The organism is Amycolatopsis sp. NPDC051045 (assembly GCF_040682955.1).
GTDB lineage: Bacteria > Actinomycetota > Actinomycetes > Mycobacteriales > Pseudonocardiaceae > Amycolatopsis.
In genome coordinates, this window is record NZ_JBFBCC010000005.1 from 342,072 (window position 1) to 363,694 (window position 21,623).

General features: G+C 71.7%; 22 protein-coding genes and 1 tRNA gene. 18 read left to right on the top strand and 5 right to left on the bottom strand.

The features are described from left to right. Positions 1–80: 80 nt before the first annotated feature. From AB0M80_RS15400 to AB0M80_RS15445, 10 genes are all read left to right on the top strand, one after another. The gene (locus AB0M80_RS15400) at positions 81–1,469 is read left to right on the top strand and encodes a glycine--tRNA ligase (protein WP_364564307.1); all 1,389 of its coding nucleotides are present in this window, start codon (positions 81–83) and stop codon (positions 1,467–1,469) included. A gap of 97 nt (positions 1,470–1,566) precedes the next feature. Continuing rightward, entirely contained in the window at positions 1,567–2,499 is a 933-nt protein-coding gene (locus AB0M80_RS15405) for an ABC transporter ATP-binding protein (RefSeq protein WP_364564310.1), read from the top strand. Then, positions 2,496–3,236, top strand: coding sequence for an ABC transporter permease (locus AB0M80_RS15410; protein ID WP_364564313.1), 741 nt, complete (start codon positions 2,496–2,498; stop codon positions 3,234–3,236). Before AB0M80_RS15405 ends, AB0M80_RS15410 begins: the two co-directional genes overlap by 4 nt. 18 nt (positions 3,237–3,254) lie before the next feature. After that, the gene (locus tag AB0M80_RS15415; RefSeq protein WP_364564316.1) at positions 3,255–4,457 is read left to right on the top strand and encodes a sensor histidine kinase; all 1,203 of its coding nucleotides are present in this window, start codon (positions 3,255–3,257) and stop codon (positions 4,455–4,457) included. Then, on the top strand, positions 4,454–5,059 hold the full coding sequence (locus AB0M80_RS15420) for a response regulator transcription factor (protein ID WP_364564318.1): 606 nt from the start codon (positions 4,454–4,456) through the stop codon (positions 5,057–5,059). Before AB0M80_RS15415 ends, AB0M80_RS15420 begins: the two co-directional genes overlap by 4 nt. A gap of 31 nt (positions 5,060–5,090) precedes the next feature. Next, the gene (locus AB0M80_RS15425) at positions 5,091–5,744 is read left to right on the top strand and encodes a YdcF family protein (protein ID WP_364564321.1); all 654 of its coding nucleotides are present in this window, start codon (positions 5,091–5,093) and stop codon (positions 5,742–5,744) included. A 33-nt stretch (positions 5,745–5,777) separates the two neighbouring features. Next, positions 5,778–7,058, top strand: coding sequence for a deoxyguanosinetriphosphate triphosphohydrolase (locus tag AB0M80_RS15430; RefSeq protein WP_364564323.1), 1,281 nt, complete (start codon positions 5,778–5,780; stop codon positions 7,056–7,058). A gap of 95 nt (positions 7,059–7,153) precedes the next feature. Further along, entirely contained in the window at positions 7,154–8,248 is a 1,095-nt protein-coding gene (locus AB0M80_RS15435) for a serpin family protein (protein WP_364564325.1), read from the top strand. Positions 8,249–8,250: 2 nt separating this feature from the next. After that, the gene (locus tag AB0M80_RS15440) at positions 8,251–10,056 is read left to right on the top strand and encodes a glycosyl transferase (RefSeq protein ID WP_364564780.1); all 1,806 of its coding nucleotides are present in this window, start codon (positions 8,251–8,253) and stop codon (positions 10,054–10,056) included. Between the two features lie 15 nt (positions 10,057–10,071). Then, the gene (locus tag AB0M80_RS15445) at positions 10,072–10,611 is read left to right on the top strand and encodes a DinB family protein (RefSeq protein WP_364564328.1); all 540 of its coding nucleotides are present in this window, start codon (positions 10,072–10,074) and stop codon (positions 10,609–10,611) included. Positions 10,612–10,660: 49 nt separating this feature from the next. Here AB0M80_RS15445 and AB0M80_RS15450 read toward each other — a convergent pair whose 3' ends face one another. Beyond that, positions 10,661–11,260: a TetR/AcrR family transcriptional regulator gene (locus AB0M80_RS15450; protein WP_364564330.1), complete on the bottom strand. Its 600-nt coding sequence runs from the start codon at positions 11,258–11,260 to the stop codon at positions 10,661–10,663. A gap of 101 nt (positions 11,261–11,361) precedes the next feature. Here AB0M80_RS15450 and AB0M80_RS15455 point away from each other — a divergent pair, with 101 nt between their 5' ends. Further along, on the top strand, positions 11,362–12,072 hold the full coding sequence (locus AB0M80_RS15455) for a carboxymuconolactone decarboxylase family protein (RefSeq protein WP_364564333.1): 711 nt from the start codon (positions 11,362–11,364) through the stop codon (positions 12,070–12,072). Here the strand turns inward: AB0M80_RS15455 and AB0M80_RS15460 are convergent. Continuing rightward, on the bottom strand, positions 12,069–12,518 hold the full coding sequence (locus tag AB0M80_RS15460) for a MarR family winged helix-turn-helix transcriptional regulator (protein WP_364564335.1): 450 nt from the start codon (positions 12,516–12,518) through the stop codon (positions 12,069–12,071). The two genes, AB0M80_RS15455 and AB0M80_RS15460, sit on opposite strands and share 4 nt — an antisense overlap. A gap of 24 nt (positions 12,519–12,542) precedes the next feature. On the opposite strand from AB0M80_RS15460, the gene AB0M80_RS15465 reads away from it, so the two are divergent. The 3 genes from AB0M80_RS15465 to AB0M80_RS15475 all read left to right on the top strand — a co-directional run bounded on the left by AB0M80_RS15465 (position 12,543) and on the right by AB0M80_RS15475 (position 15,323). Further along, complete coding sequence (locus AB0M80_RS15465; RefSeq protein ID WP_364564337.1) at positions 12,543–13,901, top strand: MFS transporter; 1,359 nt, start codon at positions 12,543–12,545, stop codon at positions 13,899–13,901. Between the two features lie 22 nt (positions 13,902–13,923). After that, on the top strand, positions 13,924–14,490 hold the full coding sequence (locus tag AB0M80_RS15470; RefSeq protein ID WP_364564339.1) for a carboxymuconolactone decarboxylase family protein: 567 nt from the start codon (positions 13,924–13,926) through the stop codon (positions 14,488–14,490). Positions 14,491–14,552: 62 nt separating this feature from the next. After that, the gene (locus AB0M80_RS15475; RefSeq protein ID WP_364564342.1) at positions 14,553–15,323 is read left to right on the top strand and encodes a hypothetical protein; all 771 of its coding nucleotides are present in this window, start codon (positions 14,553–14,555) and stop codon (positions 15,321–15,323) included. Here AB0M80_RS15475 and AB0M80_RS15480 read toward each other — a convergent pair. Then, the gene (locus AB0M80_RS15480; RefSeq protein ID WP_364564344.1) at positions 15,295–16,248 is read right to left on the bottom strand and encodes a sigma-70 family RNA polymerase sigma factor; all 954 of its coding nucleotides are present in this window, start codon (positions 16,246–16,248) and stop codon (positions 15,295–15,297) included. The genes AB0M80_RS15475 and AB0M80_RS15480 overlap by 29 nt on opposite strands. 42 nt (positions 16,249–16,290) lie before the next feature. Here AB0M80_RS15480 and dnaG point away from each other — a divergent pair, with 42 nt between their 5' ends. From dnaG to AB0M80_RS15495, 3 genes are read left to right on the top strand one after another with little or no spacing between them, the layout of a single operon-like run. Next, positions 16,291–18,207 (top strand): DNA primase, encoded by a 1,917-nt coding sequence (gene dnaG / locus AB0M80_RS15485; RefSeq protein ID WP_364564347.1) that lies wholly within the window; start codon positions 16,291–16,293, stop codon positions 18,205–18,207. Positions 18,208–18,210: 3 nt separating this feature from the next. Further along, a complete protein-coding gene (locus AB0M80_RS15490) occupies positions 18,211–18,744 on the top strand; it encodes a hypothetical protein (RefSeq protein WP_364564350.1) in 534 nt (177 codons plus the stop codon). 47 nt (positions 18,745–18,791) lie between these two features. Beyond that, a complete protein-coding gene (locus tag AB0M80_RS15495) occupies positions 18,792–19,559 on the top strand; it encodes a trans-aconitate 2-methyltransferase (RefSeq protein WP_364564353.1) in 768 nt (255 codons plus the stop codon). On the opposite strand, the gene AB0M80_RS15500 is transcribed toward AB0M80_RS15495, so the two are convergent. Beyond that, positions 19,549–19,719, bottom strand: coding sequence for a hypothetical protein (locus AB0M80_RS15500; protein WP_003097798.1), 171 nt, complete (start codon positions 19,717–19,719; stop codon positions 19,549–19,551). The two genes, AB0M80_RS15495 and AB0M80_RS15500, sit on opposite strands and share 11 nt — an antisense overlap. Positions 19,720–19,886: 167 nt before the next feature. On the opposite strand from AB0M80_RS15500, the gene AB0M80_RS15505 reads away from it, so the two are divergent. Continuing rightward, positions 19,887–19,959 (top strand) — tRNA-Asn (locus AB0M80_RS15505). A 327-nt stretch (positions 19,960–20,286) separates the two neighbouring features. Here the strand turns inward: AB0M80_RS15505 and AB0M80_RS15510 are convergent. Continuing rightward, positions 20,287–21,264, bottom strand: a complete 978-nt coding sequence (locus tag AB0M80_RS15510; RefSeq protein WP_364564356.1) for a glucosaminidase domain-containing protein — start codon at positions 21,262–21,264, stop codon at positions 20,287–20,289. Positions 21,265–21,623: the final 359 nt, after the last annotated feature.

A 21,623-nucleotide genomic window follows, 5' to 3' on the forward strand; every position in this document is an offset into this window, starting at 1 on the left:
GGCGAAAAGCGGTGAGCCCCGGCGGATACCCTGGACCTTCCAGTCCGATGACCGTCCCCGCAAGCTTTCCGGAGCGTGGAGTGCCCACGAACACCATTGAAACCGTAGTCAGCCTGTGCAAACGCCGGGGCTTCGTCTTCGCCAGCGGCGAGATCTATGGCGGTACCCGCTCGGCGTGGGACTACGGACCGCTCGGGGTCGAGCTCAAGGACAACATCAAGCGCCAGTGGTGGAAGACCGTCGTGCAGGGCCGTGACGACGTCGTCGGCCTCGACTCGTCGGTGATCCTGCCGCGCCAGGTGTGGGTGGCCTCGGGCCACGTCAACGTGTTCACCGACCCGTTGATCGAGTGCCTGTCGTGCCACAAGCGGTTCCGCGCCGACCAGCTCGCCGAGGAGTACGAGGCGCGCAGCGGCAAGCCGACGACCGAGGACGACCTGTCCGACGTGCCCTGCCCCAACTGCGGCACGCGCGGCAAGTACACCGCGCCGCGGGACTTCAACATGATGCTGAAGACCTACCTCGGCCCGGTGGAGTCCGAAGAGGGCCTGCACTACCTCCGCCCGGAGACCGCGCAGGGCATCTTCGTGAACTTCTCCAACGTCCAGCAGACGACGCGGAAGAAGCCGCCGTTCGGCATCGGCCAGATCGGCAAGTCCTTCCGCAACGAGATCACGCCGGGCAACTTCATCTTCCGGACGCGCGAGTTCGAGCAGATGGAGATGGAGTTCTTCGTCGAGCCGGGCGAAGACGAGACCTGGCACCAGTACTGGATCGACGAGCGCACGAAGTGGTACAAGGACCTCGGCATCAAGGCCGAGAACCTGCGCCACTTCGAGCACCCGAAGGAAAAGCTCTCGCACTACGCGAAGCGCACCGTCGACATCGAGTACCGCTTCGCGTTCAACGCCGGCCAGGAGTGGGGCGAGCTCGAGGGCATCGCCAACCGCACCGACTTCGACCTGACGACGCACTCGAACCACTCGGGCCAGGACCTGTCGTTCTTCGACCAGGCCACGGGCCAGCGGTACCGGCCGTTCGTCATCGAGCCGGCGGCGGGCGTCGGCCGGTCGATGATGGCCTTCATGGTCGACGCCTACCACGAGGAAGAGGTGCCCAACGCCAAGGGCGGCACCGACACCCGTGTGGTGCTCAAGCTCGACCCGCGGCTTTCGCCGTTCAAGGTCGCGGTGCTGCCGCTGTCGCGCAACGCCGACCTGACCCCGAAGGCGAAGGACGTCGCCGCCACCCTGCGCAAGCACTGGAACGTCGACTTCGACGACGCGCAGGCGATCGGCCGCCGCTACCGCCGTCAGGACGAGATCGGCACGCCGTACTGCGTCACGGTCGACTTCGACTCGCTCGAGGACCAGGCCGTGACGGTGCGCGAGCGCGACTCGATGTCGCAGGAGCGCATCGCGATCGACAAGCTGGAGTCCTACCTGGCGGGCCGCCTCATCGGCTGCTGATCCCCGGCTTTCGGCCCCGGTACCCCTGACAGCTGTCACGGCCAAGTCGTGACGCACGGTCTGGGGAGCGGGGCCGTCCGGGCGGCAGCCTGGGGGCATGCGAGAAACAGACAGCCAGGCGGTGGCGGCGGGGGCCGCGATCCACCTCACCGGCCTGCGGAAGCACTACGGCGAAGTCCACGCGGTCGACGGCGTCGACCTGACGATCGCCCCGGGCGAGGTGGTCGCCCTGCTCGGCCCGAACGGCGCGGGCAAGTCCACCACCGTCGACATGATCCTCGGCCTGACCCATCCCGGCGACGGCGAAGTGCGCGTGTTCGGGCGCAAGCCGATCGACGCCGTCCGCGCCGGCCTGATCGGCGCGATGCTGCAGGGCGGCGCCCTGATGGACGACCTGACCGTCGGGGAAACCGTCGGCATGGTCGCGGCCCTGCACCGCAGGCCGATGCCGGTGGCCGAGGCCCTGCGTGCCGCCGGCGTCGAGGAGCTGGCCGGCCGCCGTGCCAACAAGCTCTCCGGCGGGCAGAAGCAGCGCGTGCGCTTCGCCGTCGCGCTGGTCAGCAACCCCGACTTGCTCATCCTCGACGAGCCGACCGCGGCGATGGACGTCGGCACCCGGCGTGAGTTCTGGCGGTCGATGTACTCGTTCACCGAGTCCGGCCGCACGGTCCTGTTCGCCACGCATTACCTCGAAGAGGCCGAAGAGTTCGCCGACCGGGTGGTGCTGATGCGCCGCGGCCGGATCGTCGCCGACGGGAGCGTCGCCGAGGTCCGCGCGCTGGCCGGCGGCCGCACCCTGCGTGCCGCTGTCCCGGGCGCCACCGACGCGGTCATCGCCGCGCTGCCCGGCGTCAAGGAGTTCGAGCTGCGTGGCGACCGCGTCGCGATCTCCAGCGCCGACTCCGACGCCACGCTGTGGGCGCTCAAGGCCGCGGTGCCGGGCGTGCACGACGTCGAGATCGGCGCCGTCGGCCTCGAAGGCGCCTTCCTGTCCCTGACCGCCGACGAGCCCGCGGAGTCCGTGCGATGAACGCCACCTACCTGGTCACCGAGATCCGCCGGAACTTCCGGGCGCCGCGGTTCCTGATCTTCGTCGTCGCGTTCCCGGTGCTGATGTTCCTCTTGCAGGCCAACGTCTTCACCAAGACGAGCGACCCGGACCACGCGAAGATCGCCGCCGTGATCATGGTCAACATGATGACGTTCGGCGTCTTCGCCGCGGCGACCAACAGCGGGGCGCGGCTCGCCCTGGAGCGGGCCGTGGGCTGGCAGCGGCAGCTGCGCCTGACCCCGCTGACCGGCTCGGGGTACCTGGCGGGCAAGGGCCTGTCGGGCATGCTGGTCGGGCTGCCCGCGCTGGTGCTGGTGCCGGTGCTCGGCGTGCTGGCCGAGGGGGTGCACGTCGACGCGAGCGGCTGGGTGCGCATCTTCGCCGGCATCTGGCTCGGCACGATCCCGCTGGTGCTGCTCGGGTTGCTGCTGGGCCAGTTCGGCACGCCGGATTCGATGCAGCCGATCAACATGATCGTCACGCTCGGCATGGGGTTCCTGGGCGGGCTATGGATCCCGATCGAGTCGATGCCGGGCTGGATGCACGACGTCGCCCAGATCATGCCGACGTACTGGGTGCTGCAGGTGGCGCGGCCCGCGGTGACCAGCGACATGGTGGTCTCGCTGCCCCAAGCCGTGGGTGTGCTCGGTGCGTGGACGGTGGTGCTCGGGGCGCTGGTGATCAGGCGTTACCGTAAAGACAGCGCCCGCGTCTGAGGGCCGGAGGGGACGGCGATGGCGGAGTCCGGAAAACGCAGGTTCGGGCTGGACAACAAGGAATCGTGGTGGGAAGACCCGCTGCCCGACGCCCGCAACCGCGGACCGGGTGGCCCGCGCTGGCCGATCATGTCGGTGGTCTTCCTGCTGCCGTTCCTCATCCCGGTCACGCGCTCGTTGCTGGCCGAGTCCGCGGTCACCCCCGGGCTCGTGCTCACCGCCGTTCTCGTCTACGCCTACTCCGCGTGCTACGCGGTGTTCCCGTTCTTCTTCCGCCTGGAACGCCGGGTGAAGCTGGCCTTCGGGATCACGATGAACGTCCTGGGGCTCGCCTCGCTCGCGGTGGCCGGCGGCAGCGCGTTCGTCCTGCTTTACGGCACGGCGGTGCTGGTGTTCCTGGTCCCGGCGGCCTGGTCGGTGATCGTCGACCTGGCCACGCTGGCCGTCGGCGCGGTGATCCTGCTGGCGCAAGGCCGGTTCCTCGCGGACTACGGCGACCTGATCACGGTCGCCTCGATCACCCTGGCGATGTTCTTCATGGGCAACCTCGTCCGCGCGGTCCGGCGGCTGGAACGCGCGAACGAGGAGATCGCCACGCTGGCCGTGGCGAACGAGCGGGAACGCCTGGCCCGCGACCTGCACGACCTGCTCGGGCACAGCCTCACCACGATCACGGTCAAGGCGGGGCTGGCCCGGCGGGTGCTGGAGAGCGCCGGCGACATCCCGCGCGCGGTGGAGGAGATCCGCGAGGTCGAGGCCCTCACCCGCAGCGCGCTCTCCGACGTCCGCGCGACCGTGTCGGCCAACCGCGAGGTGTCGCTGTCGGCGGAGCTCGTCGGCGCTCGGGCGGCGCTGCGGGCGGCGGAGATCGACGCCGACCTGCCGCACGCCGTCGACAACGTCCGGCCCGAGTTCCAGCCGACCTTCGGCTACGTGCTGCGGGAGACCGTGACGAACGTGCTGCGGCACTCCGGGGCCAAGCGGGTCAAGGTGAAGCTCGGCGACACCTGGCTGGAGATCGAGGACGACGGCACCGCCACCGAGGTCGTCGCGGGCAACGGCCTGCGCGGGCTCTCCGAGCGGCTGGCCGCGGTCGGGGGCACGGTGCGGACGTCGGCCCGGCCCGGGGGAGGATTGGTCGTGCGGGCGGAGGTCCCGCTGCCCGAACCGAGCCCGGCCACCCCGGCCGTGCGCACCGAACCCGCGGGAGGACTCGCTTGATCCGGGTGCTGCTGGCCGACGACCAGGCCATGGTTCGCGGGGCTCTGGCCACCGTGCTGGGCCTCGAGAACGACATCGAAGTGGTCGGGCAGGTCGGCTCCGGCGACGAGGTGGTGGCCGCCGCGCGCGAGGCCCGGCCGGACGTCGCCCTGCTGGACGTCCAGATGCCGGGCAAGGACGGCCTCGAGGCCGCGGCCGACCTGCGGGCCGCGCTCCCGTCGTGCCGGGTGATCATCTGCACGACGTTCGGCCGTCCCGGTTACCTCGCCCGCGCGATGGCGGCGGGCGCGGCCGGGTTCATCGTCAAGGACGCTCCACCGGAGCAGCTCGTCGAAGCCGTCCGCCGAGTCCACAGCGGACTCCGCGTGGTGGATCCGGCGCTGGCCGCGGAGTCGCTCGCCACCGGCGCCAGCCCGCTCACCGGGCGGGAGCGCGACGTGTTGCGGGAAGCCAAGGACGGCAGCACGGTGGCCGACGTGGCCCGCGCGCTGCACCTGTCGGAGGGCACCGTCCGCAACCACCTGTCCGCCGCGATCGGCAAGACCGGGGCCCGGACGCGGGCCGAAGCGGTCCGGGTCTCGGAGGAGCGCGGCTGGCTCTGAGCGGTCCGCGGCCTTCTGACAAGATGGGCGGGTGGGTACCGCTGAACGCACCAAACCGTCGCCCGCGAGCTGGGCGCGCCGGATCGCCTTCGGCACGGCCCTCGTGCTGCTGGCGCTGGTCGGCGGCACGGCGTTCCGGGTGTGGCAGGTCGCCCGCGAGAACGACCGGACCCCCGCCGACATCATCGTGGTGCTGGGCGCGGCCCAGTACAACGGCAAGCCGTCGGACATCTACGCCGCCCGGCTGGAGAAGGCCAAGCAGCTCTACGACGCGGGCGTCGCGAAGACGATCGTCACCGCGGGCGGCAAGAAGGCCGAGGACAACTTCACCGAGGCCAGGGCCGGCCAGCTCTGGCTGACCCGGCGCGGCGTGCCGGCGTCGGCGACGCTCGCCGTCGGCGAAGGCAGCGACACGCTGCGGAGCCTGCGCGCGGTCGCCCAGCAGGTCGAGGCCCGCGGCTGGCGGACGGCGGTGCTGGTCAGCGACCCGTGGCACTCCTTCCGCGCCCGGACCATGGCCGGCGACCTGGGCCTGGAGGCCTGGACCGCGCCGACGCACAGCGGGCCGATCGTCCAGGAGCGCGTCACCCAGGTGCGGTACATCGTCCGCGAGACCGGCGCGCTGCTGTACTACCGGCTGACGAAGACCCCGGCCGACGACCTGTTCGCCACCTTCCTGGGCTGAGGTTTTGTCGGGCCGCCCGCTTAAGCTGGCCAGGTGAACGACGGTTACACCGAGCACGACACCGCCCGCCTGCTGCCGGAGCCGGCCAAGGGCGCCGCGCTGCCCGGCGCGCGGGCGGACGGGCGCAGCGCGTTCTCCCACGACCGGGCCCGGGTGCTGCACTCCGCCGCGCTGCGGCGGCTCGCCGGCAAGACCCAGGTGGTCGGGCCGGGGGAGGGCGCCGAGGTCACCGGCGTCCCGCGCACCCGGCTGACGCACTCGCTGGAGGTCGCCCAGATCGGCCGCGGCATCGCCGAGGAGCTCGGCGCCGACCCGGACCTGGTGGACACCGCGGGGCTGGCGCACGACATCGGCCACCCGCCGTTCGGGCACAACGGCGAGCGCGCGCTCGACGAGGTGGCCGCGGCGTGCGGCGGTTTCGAGGGCAACGCGCAGACGTTGCGCATCCTCACCCGGCTGGAGCCCAAGCTCCTCTCCGCCGGCGGCGACCCGGCGGGGCTCAACCTGACCCGCGCGTGCCTGGACGCGACCACGAAGTACCCGTGGCCGCGCAAACCCGGGCAGGTCAAGTACGGCGTGTACGGCGACGACGTCCCGGTGTTCGAGTGGTTCCGCGAAGGCGTCCCGGCGGAGCGGACCTGCCTGGAGGCCCAGATCATGGACTGGGCCGACGACGTCGCGTACTCGGTGCACGACGTCGAGGACGGGGTGCTGGCGGGCCGGATCAAGCTGCGCGTGCTCGCCCACCCGGACGAACGCGCGGCCGTCGCCGAGGCCGCCGCCAAGCACTTTTCGAGCCAATCGGTGTCCACTTTGGAGGATGCGGCCGCGGAACTGCTGGCACTGCCGGTGGTGGCGGCGTTGGTGTCGGCCGAGCCGGACGGTTCGCCGGGCGCCCAGGTCGCCCTCAAGCGGCTGACGAGCGAACTGGTCGGCCGCTTCACGACCGCGGCGGTCACCGGCACGCGCGAGAAGTTCGGCGAGGGGCCGCTGGCGCGCTACCGGGCGCGCCTGTGCGTCCCGGAGCAGGTGGCGGCGGAGGTGGCGCTGCTGAAGGCGCTGGCCCTGCGGTACGTGATGAGCGACCGGCGGCGCCTGGCGATGCAGGAGGGCCAGAGGGAGCTGCTGGCGGAGCTGGTGCACGCGCTCGCGCGGCGAGCCCCGGAGTCGCTCGACCCGCTGTTCGTCCCGGCCTGGAACGCGGCCGAGGACGACGCCGGCCTGCTCCGGGTGGTGGTCGACCAGGTCGCTTCGCTCACCGACGCCCAAGCCCACGCCTGGTACTCCTGGCACGTCACCCGCCTGCACCGCTGACCGGCGGGGTACACGGGGGTGGGGGATTTGTCACCCGTGGGGGGAGTTGCGCGTGGCCCAGCGATGGGGGTTGCCGTTCCGGTACTCTCGCCCGCATGGCCACGGACAGCCACCTCCGGTTCGCCCTTTCCGTCCACTCGGCCCTCGGTGCCGGGGGCGGGAACACCTGCTTTTCGCCGTATTCGGTGGCCAGTGCGCTGACTCTCGCCGCGCGCGCCGCCCGGGGACGTACCCGGGACGAGCTGGTCGCCCTGCTCGGGGACCCGGGTGAGCAGACCACACTGCTGCGGGACGCGGCCCAGCTCGTCGAAGAGGCGCAGAGCAAGGAACAGCCCGAGCTGGCCGTCGCCAACACGCTGTGGGCGGACGACCGGCTGCCGCTCGAGGACTCCTTCAAGGCCGAACTCGCCGAGTGGCCCGGGGCCGCCGTCGCGAGCGCGCCGTTCGAAAAGGAGCCCGAAGCCGCCCGCGCGCTGATCAACGACGACGTCGGCCGCACCACGCGTGGGCTGATCCCGCAGCTGCTGCCGCCCGGCTCGATCGACTCCGACGTCGCTGCCGTGCTGGTCAACGCGCTGTACCTGAAGGCCGCGTGGAAACTGCCGTTCCGCGAGGCCAACACCACCGACGCGCCGTTCCACGCCCCGTCCGGCTCCCGGGACGTGCCGACCATGTGGCTCAGCGAGAACGTCGGCTACGCGCACGCCGGCGGCTGGCAGGCGGTGCAGCTGGCCGCGGCCGGTGGCCTCCAGGCCGTGGTGCTGCTGCCCGACGGCGACCTCGCCGAAGCCGAGACGGCGCTCGACCAGGCGTCACTGACGAACCTGCTCGGTGAAATCCGCTTCAAGCCCGTGGAACTCGCGCTTCCCAAGGTTTCCCTCGACGTGCCCAGCTCGCTGACCGGCGTGCTGCGCGGCCTCGGCGTCCGCACGATGTTCACCGACGACGCCGATCTGAGCGGCCTCTCCCCGGATCCGCGGCTGACCGTGTCCGAAGTGCTGCACCAGGCTGTGCTGCGGCTCGACGAACAAGGCTTCGAGGGGGCCGCGGCCACCGCGCTGACGATGCGGCTCACCTCGATGATGATCGACGACCCGGTCGCCGTCGCGGTGGACCGGCCGTTCCTGCTGCTGGTCCGGCACGCCGGGACCGGGGCGCTCTACTTCCTCGCCAGGGTGGTCGAACCGTGAGCTTGAAGTCCGAAGCCGTCCCCGAGCTGGTGCCGCCCGCTCCCGAACCGCCCGAAGGACCGAAGCGCTGGGCGTGGCAGGACTCCGCGATCGCCGGCGGGTTCCTGCTGTTCACGATCCTGCTCTACAACGGGCTGTGGTTCGACCTCAAGCGCGGCTACCTCTGGAACGGCGCGGCCGACCAGAGCCAGTGGGAGTGGTACTCGACGGTCGTCGCGAACTCCGTCCTCCACTTCCAGAACCCGTTCACCACGGACCTGCAGAACTACCCGCTCGGCGTCAACATGGCGGCGAACGCGGCGATGTTCGGCTTGAACATCCCCCTCTCCCCGATCACGCTGACCTTCGGCGCGACGCTGACGTGGGCGATCGTGCTCACCGCCGGCCTCGCCGGCACCGCGATCGGCTGGTACTGGGTCTTCTCGCGCCACCTGGTGCCGAACCGGACGGCGGCCGCGATCGGCGGCGCGTTCTGCGGCTTCGCGCCCCCGATGATCTCGCACGGCAACGCGCACCCCAACTTCGTCGTGCTGTTCGTGCTGCCGTTCATCGCGCTCAAGACGATCCAGATCGCGCACAATCAACGCCCGCTGCGCAACGGCATCGTGCTCGGCCTGCTCGTCGCGTGGCAGATCCTGCTGGGCGAAGAACCCCTTGCCATCTTCGCGCTCACCTTCCTCGTGTTCGCGATCGCGTACCTGATCCCGCACCGCGCGGAAATCCGCGGCATGCTGGCACCGGTGGGCAAGGGGATCGGCATCGGCGCGGTGGTCGCGCTGCTCATCGCCGGATTCCCGTTGTACTGGCAGTTCTTCGGCCCGCAGAGCTTCCACTCGCTGTTGCACGGCCCGGCGGGCAACGACACGGCGGCGTTCACCCGCTTCGCGACGCAGTCGATCGCCGGCGCGCCCGAAGCGGCCGCGGACGTCTCGATGAACCGCACCGAGGAGAACGCGTTCTTCGGCTGGCCGCTGATCGTGCTCATGGTGGTGCTCACGGTCTGGCTGTGGCGCGACGTCGTGTCGCGGGCGCTCGCGATCACGATGTACGTGATGGCGTTCCTTTCGCTGGGCGTCGAGATCACGGTGGCGCACGAGGACACCGGCATCGCCGGCCCGTGGAAGTGGCTGGGCCAGCTGCCGCTGCTCGACTCGCTGCTCGAATCCCGGCTCGCCATGGGCTGCATCCCGGTGGTGGGCGCGCTCCTGGCGATCGCGACGCACCGCGTCTGGACGGCGGCGGCGGAGCAGCCGCAGCCGCTCGACGGCAAGTCCGCCTTGCCGCTGCGGATGATCTGGATCGGCGCGGTCGTGGCGGTGCTGCTCCCGATCGCGCCAACGGAACTGGTGACCCACCAGCGCCCCCTCTCGCCGCCGTTCTTCGCCGACGGGATCTGGCGCCAGTACGTCGCCCCCGGCGGTTCCCTGGTGCCGGTGCCGCTGCCGAGCACGGGGGAAGCCGAGCCGCTGCACTGGCAGGTGGACGCGGGCCTCGGCTACCCGATGCCGGAGGGGTACTTCGTCGGCCCGACGTCCCCGGACGACCGCCGCGGCCGGTACGGCGCCGTCCCCCGGCCGACGTCGGACCTGTTCGCACTGGTGGAGCGCACCGGTCAGGCGGCGGAGGTCACCGAGGTGGACCGGACCCAGGCACTCGCGGACCTGCGGTACTGGAACGCGGACGTGCTCGTGGTCGGGCCGCGCCAGAACCAGGAAGCGCTGAAGTCCACTGTGGAGCTGCTGCTGCGGAAGCCGGCGGAGTTCGTCGGCGGGGTGTGGATCTGGGACGTCCGCTCGCTGACGGCGTGAGTAAAGTCGGTGTCCGTGACCTCTTTGGACGAACAGGGCCGGCCCGAACCACCCCTCGACGGTGACGAAACCGCCACCCTCCTCGGTTTCCTCGACTTCCACCGCGCGACGCTGGCCTGGAAGTGCGCGGGCCTGGACGCCGCGGGCCTGCGCGCGACGGTCCGGCCGTCCACGATGACGCTCGGCGGGCTGCTCAAGCACCTGGCCTACGTGGAGGACAACTGGTTCTCCCACGTGCTGTCCGGTCGCGAGCGGATGGCGCCGTTCGACACGGTCGACTGGGCCGCGACGCCCGACTGGGACTGGGATTCCGCCGCGGACGACACCCCGGAGCAGCTACGCGCACTCTGGGCGGACGCCGTCGAGCGTTCACGGGTGGCGGTGGCCGAATCGCTCGCGAACGGCGACCTGGCGCAGCGGGCCAAGCGCGCCCGACGCGACGGCAGCACGCCGAGCCTGCGCTGGATCCTGGTGCACATGATCGAGGAGTACTCCCGGCACAACGGCCACGCCGACCTCGTCCGCGAGTCGATCGACGGCCGCACGGGGGAGTAGCCCGGCTTCGACCTCGGTGGCCGGCGCTTCCGGCCTCGCGGGGCACGGGTCAGAGCCGCAGGCCGACCAGTTTGACCAGGAACCGGTCGAGCTGTTCGACGACGGGCGGCCAGGGCAGGTCGGGCTCGTTGATCCGCTGGGCCAGCATGCCGTTGACGGCGGTCCGCAGGTCGATCGCGACGGTCGCGGCGTCGTCGGCGGGGGCCAGGCCCGCGTCCATGCAACGCCGGACCGCGTCGGTCGTGCGGGCGACCATGACCTCCTTGAACGGCATGCCGTGCCGCCGGTGGACCTTGCTCTCGTGCAGCACCTTGTAGAGCCCCGGGTGCTCCTGCGCCCACGCGGCCTGCGTCAGGATCCGGGCGCGCAGCGCGGCCGCCGGGCCCGGGGCGGCCGCCGCGGCCTCGTCGCCGGCGCCGACGAGGTCTTCGTGGCAGCGCTGCATGGCCGCCAGGACCAGCGCGTCGCGGTCCGGGAAGTGCAGGTAGACCGACGTCGCTGCGATGGACACCGCACGTGCGACCGCCCGCAGGGACAGCGCCTCGTCGTCGGCGAGCTCGTCGAGCATCCGGACGGCGGCCGTGACGATTTCTTCGCGCAGCAGTTCGCCCTGGCCGCGCGCGTTCGGCCGGCGTCTGGTCTCTTCCATCGTCGCCCAGTGTAGCTGGACACCCTTGGCGCTACAGGTGTAGCGTCATTTGCACTACAGCTGTAGCGCTACGCATGTCCATCAATTGAGGGAGCCCTGCCTTGACCACCGCTTCCACGCTGTCCAACCTCGATCGGCTGGCCGCGCTCGACCCCGTGTTCGCCCAGATGGTCGGGGCCACCGCCGGGTACGTCCGGTCGATCTCCGAGCTGACCGACCGCGAGAAGACCTTCCTGTGCGTGACCGCCGACGTCTGCCAGGGGAGCCTGGGCCTGGCGTTCGCGGCGCACGTGCGCACCGGGCTGGCGGCCGGGGTGTCCACTTCGGACGTCCGCGAGCTGCTGCGGTTCGTCTCCTACGACTGCGGCTACCACGCCGCGGCCGCGGGTATCGAGCGGATCGCCGAGCTCGAGGCGGAGCTCGGCCTGGCCCGTCCGGACGCCGAACCGCTGGCCCCGGAGCTGGTGTCGACCGGGCCGGACGCGGCACCCAGCCCGCTGCCGGACCCGGTGCGGGCGCGCCTGAACGAACTGGACCCGCACTTCACCGGCTACTTCGACCTGCAGTCGCGGATGCGCGCCGGACACGGGCCGGGCACGCTCAGCGAACGCGAGCGCGGCCTGGTCAGCCTCAGCGTCGACGTCCACTACCAAACCCTGGCCGACACGTTCCGCACGCACGTCGGCCGGGCGCTGCGGGCTGGCGCGGCGCCGGAGGACGTCCGCGCGGCGCTGCGGTTCAACGCCCAGTTCGGCGTCACGCGGGCCTGGCACGCCTGGGAAGCGCTGAACGTGATCCTGGCGGAAAGCTAGCCGAGGACCTCGTCCGCGAGCCGGCCCAGGTAGCCGGCGAACCGCTCGCGGTCCTCCTCCGCCCAGTGGCCCACCAGCGCTTCGAACGCCTGACGCTGGTGGGCCCGCGAAGCGTCGAGGAATTCCTTCGCCGCGTCGGTGAGGGTCAACACCGCGCGTCGCGCGTCGCGCGTCGACGTCGAGCGCACCACGAAACCCGCTCGCGCCGCTTCGCTGACCATCCGGCTGGCCACCGAACGGTCGATGCCCAGCTGGCGCGCCACGTCCGCGACGGTCACCTCGTCGCCGGCCGCGCCGTCGACCGCCTGGAGGACGAAGAGGTTCGGCACCGTCCAGGACGCCGGGACGTCGGCGGCGAAGCGCTCGACGACGTCCGGTCCCCACTGGCGCGCCCAGTGCCGGACCAGCCGGAACAGTGCCGGGCCGCCCTCGCTTGATGTGTGCATAAGACACGCTATAACGTGTGCTTAATGCACGCATCTCGGAACCTCGCCTACGCCGGGCTCCTGCTCGGCATGGCCATGGCCCAGCTGGACGGCCTGGTCCTCACCGCCGCCCTGCCCTCGATCGGCGCCGATCTGCACGCCCGCACCGGGCTCGTCGCGGTGACCGCCGCCGGTCTGCTGACCTTGACCGTCGCGACGCCGCTGCACGGCAGGCTCGGCGACCTGTACGGCCGCCGGCTGGCCTTCGCCGGGTCGGTCGTGCTGTTCGCCGCGGCTTCCGCGTGGTGTGCCGCCGCCCCCGGCATCGGCTCGCTGATCGCCGCCCGCGCCCTCCAGGGGCTGGGCGGCAGCGGCTTGATCGTGACGGCGATGAGCGCGCTCGGCGAACTGTTCGACCGCGACGAGCTGCTGCGCCGACAAGGCTGGCAGACGGCCGTCTTCGCGGCCGCCACCCTCGGTGGGCCGCCGCTGGGCGGGCTGCTCGCGGCCGGCCCCGGCTGGCGGTGGATCTTCCTGGCCAACCTGCCCCTGAGCGTGCCCGCCCTGGTGCTCGGGCTGCGCGGGCTGCCCGGGAAACCGCGCCGGGAGAAGGAGAAGTTCGACGTACCGGGCAGTGTGCTGCTGACCGTCGCGGGGGCCGCCGTCGTCGCGCTGGGCACGGTGGACGCACTCGCGCGCAGTCCACTGTGGACGCCGATGTTGCTCGCCACGGCGGTGGTGGCGGCGGTGCTGTTCGTCCGGCGGCAGCGCCGCACGCCGAGCCCGCTGATTGCACCGAAGGTGTTCGCCGACGCCGTCCTGGCCCGCGCGGTGGTGGTCAACGGCCTCGCCGGCGCCGCCCTCTACGGCACGTTCACCTACGTCGCGCTGGTCGCCGCCCTCGGCGCGGGCGCGGCGGGCACCGGGGTACTGCTCGTCGCGATGACCGCCGGGCAGCTCACCCTTTCCGCCTCCTTCGCCGCGCTGGCGCGCCGCCGCCCGGAGATGACGGCGTGGGGCCGCTTCGGTTGCCTGCTCGGCACCGCCGGGCTCGGCGCGATCGCCGCGGCGGCCGCCCTCGGTGGCGCACCCTGGCTCCTCGCCCCGGGACTGTTCGCGATCGGGGCCGCGTTCGCCGTCTGCACCTCCGCCTACACCGTGCTCGGCCAGACCCGGGCGGCGCGCGAGCTGATGGGCGTCACCCTGGGGTCGCTGACCTTCGCCCGGCAGGCCGGCGGGCTCGCCGGGGCCGCGGTGTTCGGCTGGCTCGCGCTGGCCGCGACCGGCGCGCTGACCGCGCCGGGCCTGACCGTCGTGTTCGCGGCGGCGGCCGCGACGATGCTGGTGGCGTGGCTCACATCGCCGCGTGTCACGTCCACGGACGCCGTCTCGTCCAGCCCGTAGAACCGAGTCGAAGGAGACCGAAATGCCGCGCATCACCGCGAAGAAGACCGCCGAAGCGGGACCGGTCCTCAAGCTGTTCTACCGGATCGCCGGCCGCCGCTACGGCGCGGTGCCGGAGCCGATGGCCGTCGTCGCACACCACCCCGGCCTGCTGCGGGCGAACATCGCGCACGAACTGCTGGTGGAGCGCGCGTCGAAGAAGGTGCCGCCGAACGTGCGGGAGCTCGCCGTCTACCGGGTCGCGACGCGGATCGGCTGCTCGTGGTGCGTCGACTTCGGCACCATGCTGCAGAAGCACGACGGTCTCGACATCGAGCGGCTGAAGCAGATCGACGACTACGCGACTTCGCCCGCCTTCAGCCACCAGGAGCGGCTCGCGATCGCCTACGCCGACGCGATGTCCTCGGACCGGGTCACGGTGACCGACGAGCAGGTCGCCGAGCTCGAGCGCGAGTTCGGCCGCGACGGCGTCGTCGAGCTGACCTACCAGATCGCGCTGGAGAACTCCCGCGCCCGGATGAACAGCGCGCTCGGCGTCGCCGACCAGGGCTTCACCTCCGGGGACGCGTGCCGGGTCCCGCTCCCGTAGGACGCCGGGGATCGGACCCCGGTGGGACGCGCCGCCGGGGTCCGCCGCGGGACCGTGCACGCATGCACCTCGTCGCCAGTGAACGGATCAAGCTCTTCAGCATCGCCACGCCCTGGGTGTGCGGCGTCTTCGCGCTCGTCGCGCTGGCCGCCCCGGCCGCGCTCACCGCCCTGACCGCGACGGAGTCCCGGCTGCCGCCCACCGTCGCGAGTACCCAGTTCGGCTACCAGCTCGGCCTGGTCGCCGTGCTTCTGCTGGCGGCGCTCGCGGTGACCGGCGAGTACCACTCCGGCACGATCCACAGCACCTTCCAGGCCGTGCCGAGCCGGACGCCGGCGCTGGTCGCGAAGGCCGCGGTCGTCGCCGGGTACGCCTTCCTGCTCGGCGAAGCCGCCGCGTTCACGGCCTGGCTGGTCGCGCGGGTCCTCGCCCCGGACGCCGACCTCGCCCTGAACAGCGCCGCCGACTGGACGATCGTGGCCGGCACCGGCCCGGTGTTCGCACTGGCCGCGGTGTGCGGGGTCGGCGTGGGCCTGCTCGTCCGCCACACCGCGGGCGCGGTGGCGCTGCTCGTCGCCTACCCGCTGATGGCCGAGAACGTCGTCCAGCTGATCCCGCGGGCGGGGCAGGCGATCCACCGGTGGCTGCCGCTGAACGCCGTCACGAAGTTCCTCAGCGGCGCCGGCGAGGCGAACGCGGGCCGGGACGGCGGCAACGCCGCCGTGCTGTCGGACTCTCCGCTCAGTCCGGGCTGGGCGTTGGCCTACTTCGGTGGCTTCGCCGTGGTTCTGCTCGCGGCCGGGATCACGAAGGCCCGGCGCCGGGACGCGTGATCCCGGCCAGCTTGTCCGGGTTGACGACGTCGTAGATGGCCACGATCCGGCCGTCGCGGATGCTGACCGACTGCACGTGCTCGTCGAGCGCGAGGAAGCCGTCGCGACCCGGCATCGGCGGCAGGTACATCCCCAGGTCGCCGTTGACCAGCACCGGCAGGCCTCGCTCGGCCATCCCGGGCGCGTACTTGCGGGTGAGGCCGATGAAGAACCGGGCGATCTTGTCCGGGCCCAGGATGAGCTGGCGGGCGGTGCGGCCCTTGCCGTTCGAGTCGCCGATGAGCACGACGTCCGGGGCCAGCAGCTCGGTCATCGCCCGGATGTCCCCGGCCTGCAACGCGCTGACGAACTTCTCCAGGATCTTCGCCTGGTCGTCCAGCGGCACCCGCGGCGGCGGGTCGGCGTCGGCGAGGGCCTTGCGGCCCCGGGACGCGTGCTGGCGCGCGGCCTCGACCGAGACGCCGAGCGCGTCCGCGATCTCCGCGAACGGCACCGAGAAGGCGTCGTGCAGCACGAACGCGACGCGCTGCTCCGGCGTCAGTTTGTCGAGGACCACGAGCGCGGCCATCCGCAGCCCGTCGTCGCGCACCGCGACGTCCAGCGGGTCCTCGCTCACCGGCCGCCCGAACGGCGTGACGACCGGCTCCGGCAGCCAGTTGCCGACGTAGCTCTCCCGCTGCGCGGCGGCCGACTTCAGCCGGTCGAGGCAGATCCGGCCGACGACCGTGGTCAGCCAGCCCCGCAGGTCGCGGATCGCGGCGCGGCCCGCGTCGTCCAGGCCGGCCAGCCGCAGCCAGGACTCCTGGACCGCGTCCTCGGCGTCGGCGCGCGTGCCGGTCAGCCGGTAGGCGACCCCGATCAGGTGACTGCGGTGCGCGGCGAACTCCGCGGCGAGCGTGTCCTGGGCGGTGGGCGTGGAGGCCATGTCCCGAGTGTGCCGTATGGGGTGCAGGGGTGAAGGCCTAGAGTGGTCGGCGTGGCAGGACGGATTCGGGAGAGCGACATCGCGGAGGTGCGCGAGCGGAACCGGATCGACGAGGTCGTCGGGGAGTACGTGGCCCTGCGCCGCGCCGGTGGGGGCAGCCTGAAGGGGCTCTGCCCGTTCCACAACGAGAAGACCCCGTCGTTCAACGTCCGCCCGGCGCACGGCACCTTCCACTGCTTCGGCTGTGGCGAGGGCGGCGACGTGATCAAGTTCGTCCAGAAGATCGACCTGATCACCTTCGTGGAAGCCGTCGAGCGGCTGGCCGACCGGGTCGGCCTCCGGCTCACCTACGAGGGCGGCGGCGCGACGATCCAGCGCGACCGCGGCAGCCGCAGCCGGCTGATCGAGGCGCACCGCGCGGCCCAGGAGTTCTACGCCGAGCAGCTGGTCACCGACGAGGCGCGCCCGGCGCGGGACTTCCTGTCCGAGCGCGGGTTCGACGCCGCCATGGCGAAGACGTTCGGCTGCGGGTACGCCCCCGGCGGCTGGGACAAGCTGACCAAGCACCTGCTCACGCGCGGGTTCGAGGTCAAGGAACTGCTCACGGCGGGGCTGTCCAAGGAGGGCCAGCGCGGCCCGATGGACCGGTTCCACCGCCGGCTGGTCTGGCCGATCCGCGACGTCGGCAACGAGGTCGTCGGCTTCGGCGCGCGGCGGCTGTTCGACGACGACCGGATCTCGGCGAAGTACCTCAACACCGCCGAGTCGCCGATCTACAAGAAGTCCCAGGTCATGTTCGGCCTCGACCTGGCCAAGCGCGAGATCGCGAAGCGGCACCAGGTGGTCGTCGTCGAGGGCTACACCGACGTGATGGCGATGCACGCGGCGGGCGTGCCGACGGCGGTGGCCTCGTCGGGCACGGCGTTCGGCGAAGATCACATGAAGGTGCTTCGCCGGCTGATGATGGACGACGACGCCTTCCGCGGCGAAGTGATCTTCACCTTCGACGGCGACGAAGCGGGCCAGAAGGCGGCCCTGAAGGCGTTCGAGGGCGACCAGACGTTCGCCGGCCAGACGTACATCGCGGTGGCGCCGGACGGCATGGACCCCTGCGAACTGCGGCTGGCCAAGGGCGACAGCGCGGTGAAGGACCTGGTCGCGCGGCGGACGCCGCTGTTCGAGTTCGTCATCCGCAGCACGCTGAAGAACTACGACCTCGACTCGGTCGACGGCCAGGTCGCGGCCCTGCAGAAGACCGTGCCGATGGTGGCGTCGATCAAGGACCGGGCGGCCCGGGACGGCTACGCGTCGAAGCTCGCCTGGTGGGTCGGCTGGCAGGACGTCGCGCAGGTCGTCAACCGCGTCCGCGGCAGCGCGGGCGCGACGGACAAGCGCGGGGGCGCGCCCCTGCGTCAGCCCGCGCGGGTCGGCGCTCCCGAGGTGAAGGCCCCGGAGGCCGACGTCGCCCGTCCGGCTCCGAAGGACCCGCGGTTCGCCGTGCAGCGCGAGGCGCTGAAGGCCGCGCTGCAGCAGCCCGCGATCGCCGGGCCGGAATACGACGCGCTGCCCCTGGAGGCGTTCACCCACCCGGTGTACGTCGCGGTGCACGAAGCCGTGCTCAAGGCGGGCGGTGCGGGTTCGGGCCTGACCGGTCCGGCGCTGCTGGACGCGGCCGCCCCGCACTGTCCGGAAGGGACGGTCCGGCGGGTGCTCTCCGAGCTGGCCGTGGAACCCTTGCAGGCCAAGGACGAAGTCGATTCCCGGTACATCTCGTCGATCCTCGCGCGGCTGCAGGAGAGCCTCGTCGGGCGGCAGATCGCGGAGATCAAGGGAAAGCTGCAGCGGTTGTCGCCGGTCGAAGCCCCGGACGACTACCGCGCGCTGTTCGGCGACCTCGTTGCGCTGGAGCAGTACAAGAAGTCGCTGGGCGAGCAGGCGGCCGCCGGCGCGTGGGGCTGAGTCATGGGTAGCCGCGTTCGTTTCCTGCGCCGGTTGCTGGGCGACCGCACGCCCGCCGGTTTCCCCGGGACGCTGGACCCGGGCGAGGACGTCGTCGACAGCGCCCCGGTCGACGGCGGTGGGCACCTGGTGGTGACGGCGCTCGGCCTGTGGATCCCGGACGGCGACGGCACGCGGCGCGTCGGCTGGCACCTCGTCGGAAAGGCGGCGTGGGCGGACGGCGTCTTCACGCTGACCGAATCGGCCGAGACCGGCACGGCGGGATCGGCCGTCGTGCTCGCCGACCTGCCGCCGGTGCGGTTCCGGCTGCCGGCGCCGGGCAAGGTGCCCCACCACGTGCGCCTGCGCGTCGACGGCTCGGTGCGGTCGCGGCACCGGCAGGAGATCGGCGCGGGGGGAGCGTGGTTCGTCCAGCGCAAGGTCCCCGGCCGCGACGGCACCGTGCTCCAGGTCCGGCCGGACCCCGGCACGGACACCGCGCTGGTCGAGGCCATCGCCGAGCAGGCCGCCGCGAAGCTGGTCAACCCCGCCGAATAGCAGTACGCTCGTACTCAGTACAGGCGTACTGTTACCGGGAGGCGACCGTGTGGAATCCCGCGAAGTACCTCGACTACGCCGACCTGCGGGCCCGGCCGTTCTACGACTTGATCTCCCGGATCGGCGCTTCTTCCCCGCGCCGGGTCGTGGACCTCGGCTGCGGTCCCGGCAATCTGACGGTTTCTCTTCGGCAACGCTGGCCCTCGGCCGTGCTGGAGTGCGGCGACAGTTCACCCGAAATGGTGGCAGCCGCGCGCGCCCGCGGCCTCGACGCCACGGTGTTCGACGTCCGCGACTGGACGCCGGCGCCCGACACGGACGTCGTGGTGTCGAACGCGGTCCTCCAGTGGGTCCCGGACCACGGCTCGCTCCTGCGCCGGTGGGTTGCGGAACTGCCACCGGGTGCTGTTGTCGCCGTCCAGGTCCCGGGAAACTTCCACGCGCCGTCACACGTGCTGACGCGCGAACTGGCGACGTCCCCGGCGTGGGCGTCCCGGCTGGCCGACGTGGTGCTGCGCGAGGACGACGCGGTGTCGAGCCCGCTCGAGTACGCGAACCTCCTGGCCGACGCGGGCTGCGCGGTCGACGCCTGGGAGACGACGTACGTCCAGCCGCTGCACGGGCCGCACCCGGTGCTGGAGTGGATCACCGGCACGGCGTTGCGCCCGATCCGCGCGGCCCTGTCCGACCTCGAGTGGGACCGGTTCCGCGCGGAACTGGCCCCCCGGCTGGCGTCCGCCTACCCGGCTCGGGGCGACGGGACCACCTGGTTCGAGTTCCGCAGGGTGTTCTTCGTGGCCCAGGTCAGCGCTTGAGCTTCTCCCCGATCTTGGCCCGAGCAACCCCGGCGGCGCCCTGCACCATCGGATGGTCGACGACCCGGCGGTAGGTGCGCACGAGCTGCTCGTACCGCCCCCGGCCTGCCTTGGCGCCCAGTACGTACCCCAGGCCTGCCCCCAGCAGGAACTTCTTCATCCGCGTCCACGCCTTCCGTCGTTAGGTCGTCCGACTGTCCATTGTCCAGGAAAACGGGCCCCGCGGGGACGGTTGCGCTAAGTGGGGGGTGGTGTGAAGGCCTTCGGGGGCATGGGTTAAAGTTCTTCTCGTCGGTCGGAGAGACCGGCACCGGAAGTGAGCCACATTCCCCTGTAGCTCAACTGGCAGAGCATTCGGCTGTTAACCGGAGGGTTCTTGGTTCGAGTCCAAGCGGGGGAGCAGAGGCCCAGGTCATCGACCTGGGTCTTCTTTGCGTCTACGGTCGGGCGGCGACCCTATGCGGTTGTCAAGCCGCAACCGGGGCGGGAGCCATCTGGCTGGGTTTGGGTCGTGACCTGGGGTGAGCTTCTCGATCAAGCCGAGGGAAGGCTCGAATTCTGCAAGACCAGCTCCAGTACGACCTACTGTGCGGTGGGAATGTCCGGCGCGACGGACGTCGGAATCGTCGCGCGCTTTCGGCCACCTCTTGGACGAAGTCGTCAAGGCTGCTGTGGAGGCGTGGCCGGGTTCGGTACGCCGAACCCGGCCACGCGGCTCGGGCGATCCTCAGTCGGTGATGTGGTGGTCCGAGTCGACCACCGACCACGGACCGTGCTGGAGGTCCGGGCCCAGACAGGTGTGGATCAGCAGACCCAGGGTGTCGCGGGCGTAGACCTCGATCGATCGCCGGGACTGGTGGTAGATCGGTGTCGGGGTGCCGGTGATGGGCCAGTCGCCGATGGTCGACCACACGCCCGTGCGGCCGTCGCGGTCGAGGTAGTTGTGGATGAGCAGGCCGCTCACGTCCCGGCCGTAGACCTCGACGGCACCGGAGTTGGGGTTGTACACGGAGACGGGCTTGCCGACGATGTGCCAGTCGCCGTGCGTGCTCCAGGCGCCCGACCGGCCGTCGGGGCTCAGGTAGGTGTGTGCGAGCAGCCCGTCGGTGTCGCGGGTGAACATTTCGACGGAGGCCGTCAGGCCGTTGTACGTGCCCTGGGCGCCCGGGGCGGGCGCGAGCGCGGTGGCGGTGGTGAAGCGGTAGAGGTTGTAGGTGACCATCAGGTTGATGATCGTGTTCGAGTAGTTGACGTCGGTGGCGTAGCCGGCCCGATGGACTTCGCGGATGAACTGGTCCGGCTCGCCGGTGTCGTTGAATGCGTTGGCGTAGCGCGAATTCTCGCGGAGGAACCGGCCGTGGTCGCGGAACGAGTCCTCCATGGACGCGTAGGTCCGGAAGTCGGCGTAGGTCTCGTAGCAGGTGCCGTCCGGGTTGCATTCGAATGTCTTCAACCGCGCGCACCCGGTGGCGATGGGGCCGGCGTTGCCGCCCGCGCACTTGATGCCGAAGTGGTTGTTGTTCGGTGCCGCCGTGCCCCAGGCGGATTCCTGGATGGCCTGCGCCACCGTGACCGACGCAGGCACGCCGTAGTCGGTCTGGCCGCGCTGGGCGGCGGGCCCGGCGGCGTTGATGAAGTCCTCCTGGCTGCCGGCCGTGACGGCGACCCGCGCGGCCTCGCCGTCCCGCGCGGCGTCGGCGATCACCGCGGGGGGGCTCCGATGGGGGTGGCGCAGCCTGGGCGACACCGCCGGCGAACTGGGCCGCGAACAGGGTGACGGCGATCGTGAAGAGACGTCGCCGGGCGGGGGTCTGGTCATGGTGGTCAGCGTGCGGCGGGGGTCTCCGGAGAACCTGTGAGCCGGTTTTGAGACGGCACCACGGGCGGCCGCGGCTCGGCCGCCTCGCGGCTGCCGTGGCGGCCGAAAGATCGCCGACGCCTCCGCCCACGCTGCGTCGGCCGCCGCCGGGTCCCCGGCCGTCGCGTGGGCGACGGACAGGTCGCGCAGCGTCCGCGCCCGCCACAGGAGCAGGCTCAGCGCGTCCCACCACTGCAGCGCGTGCT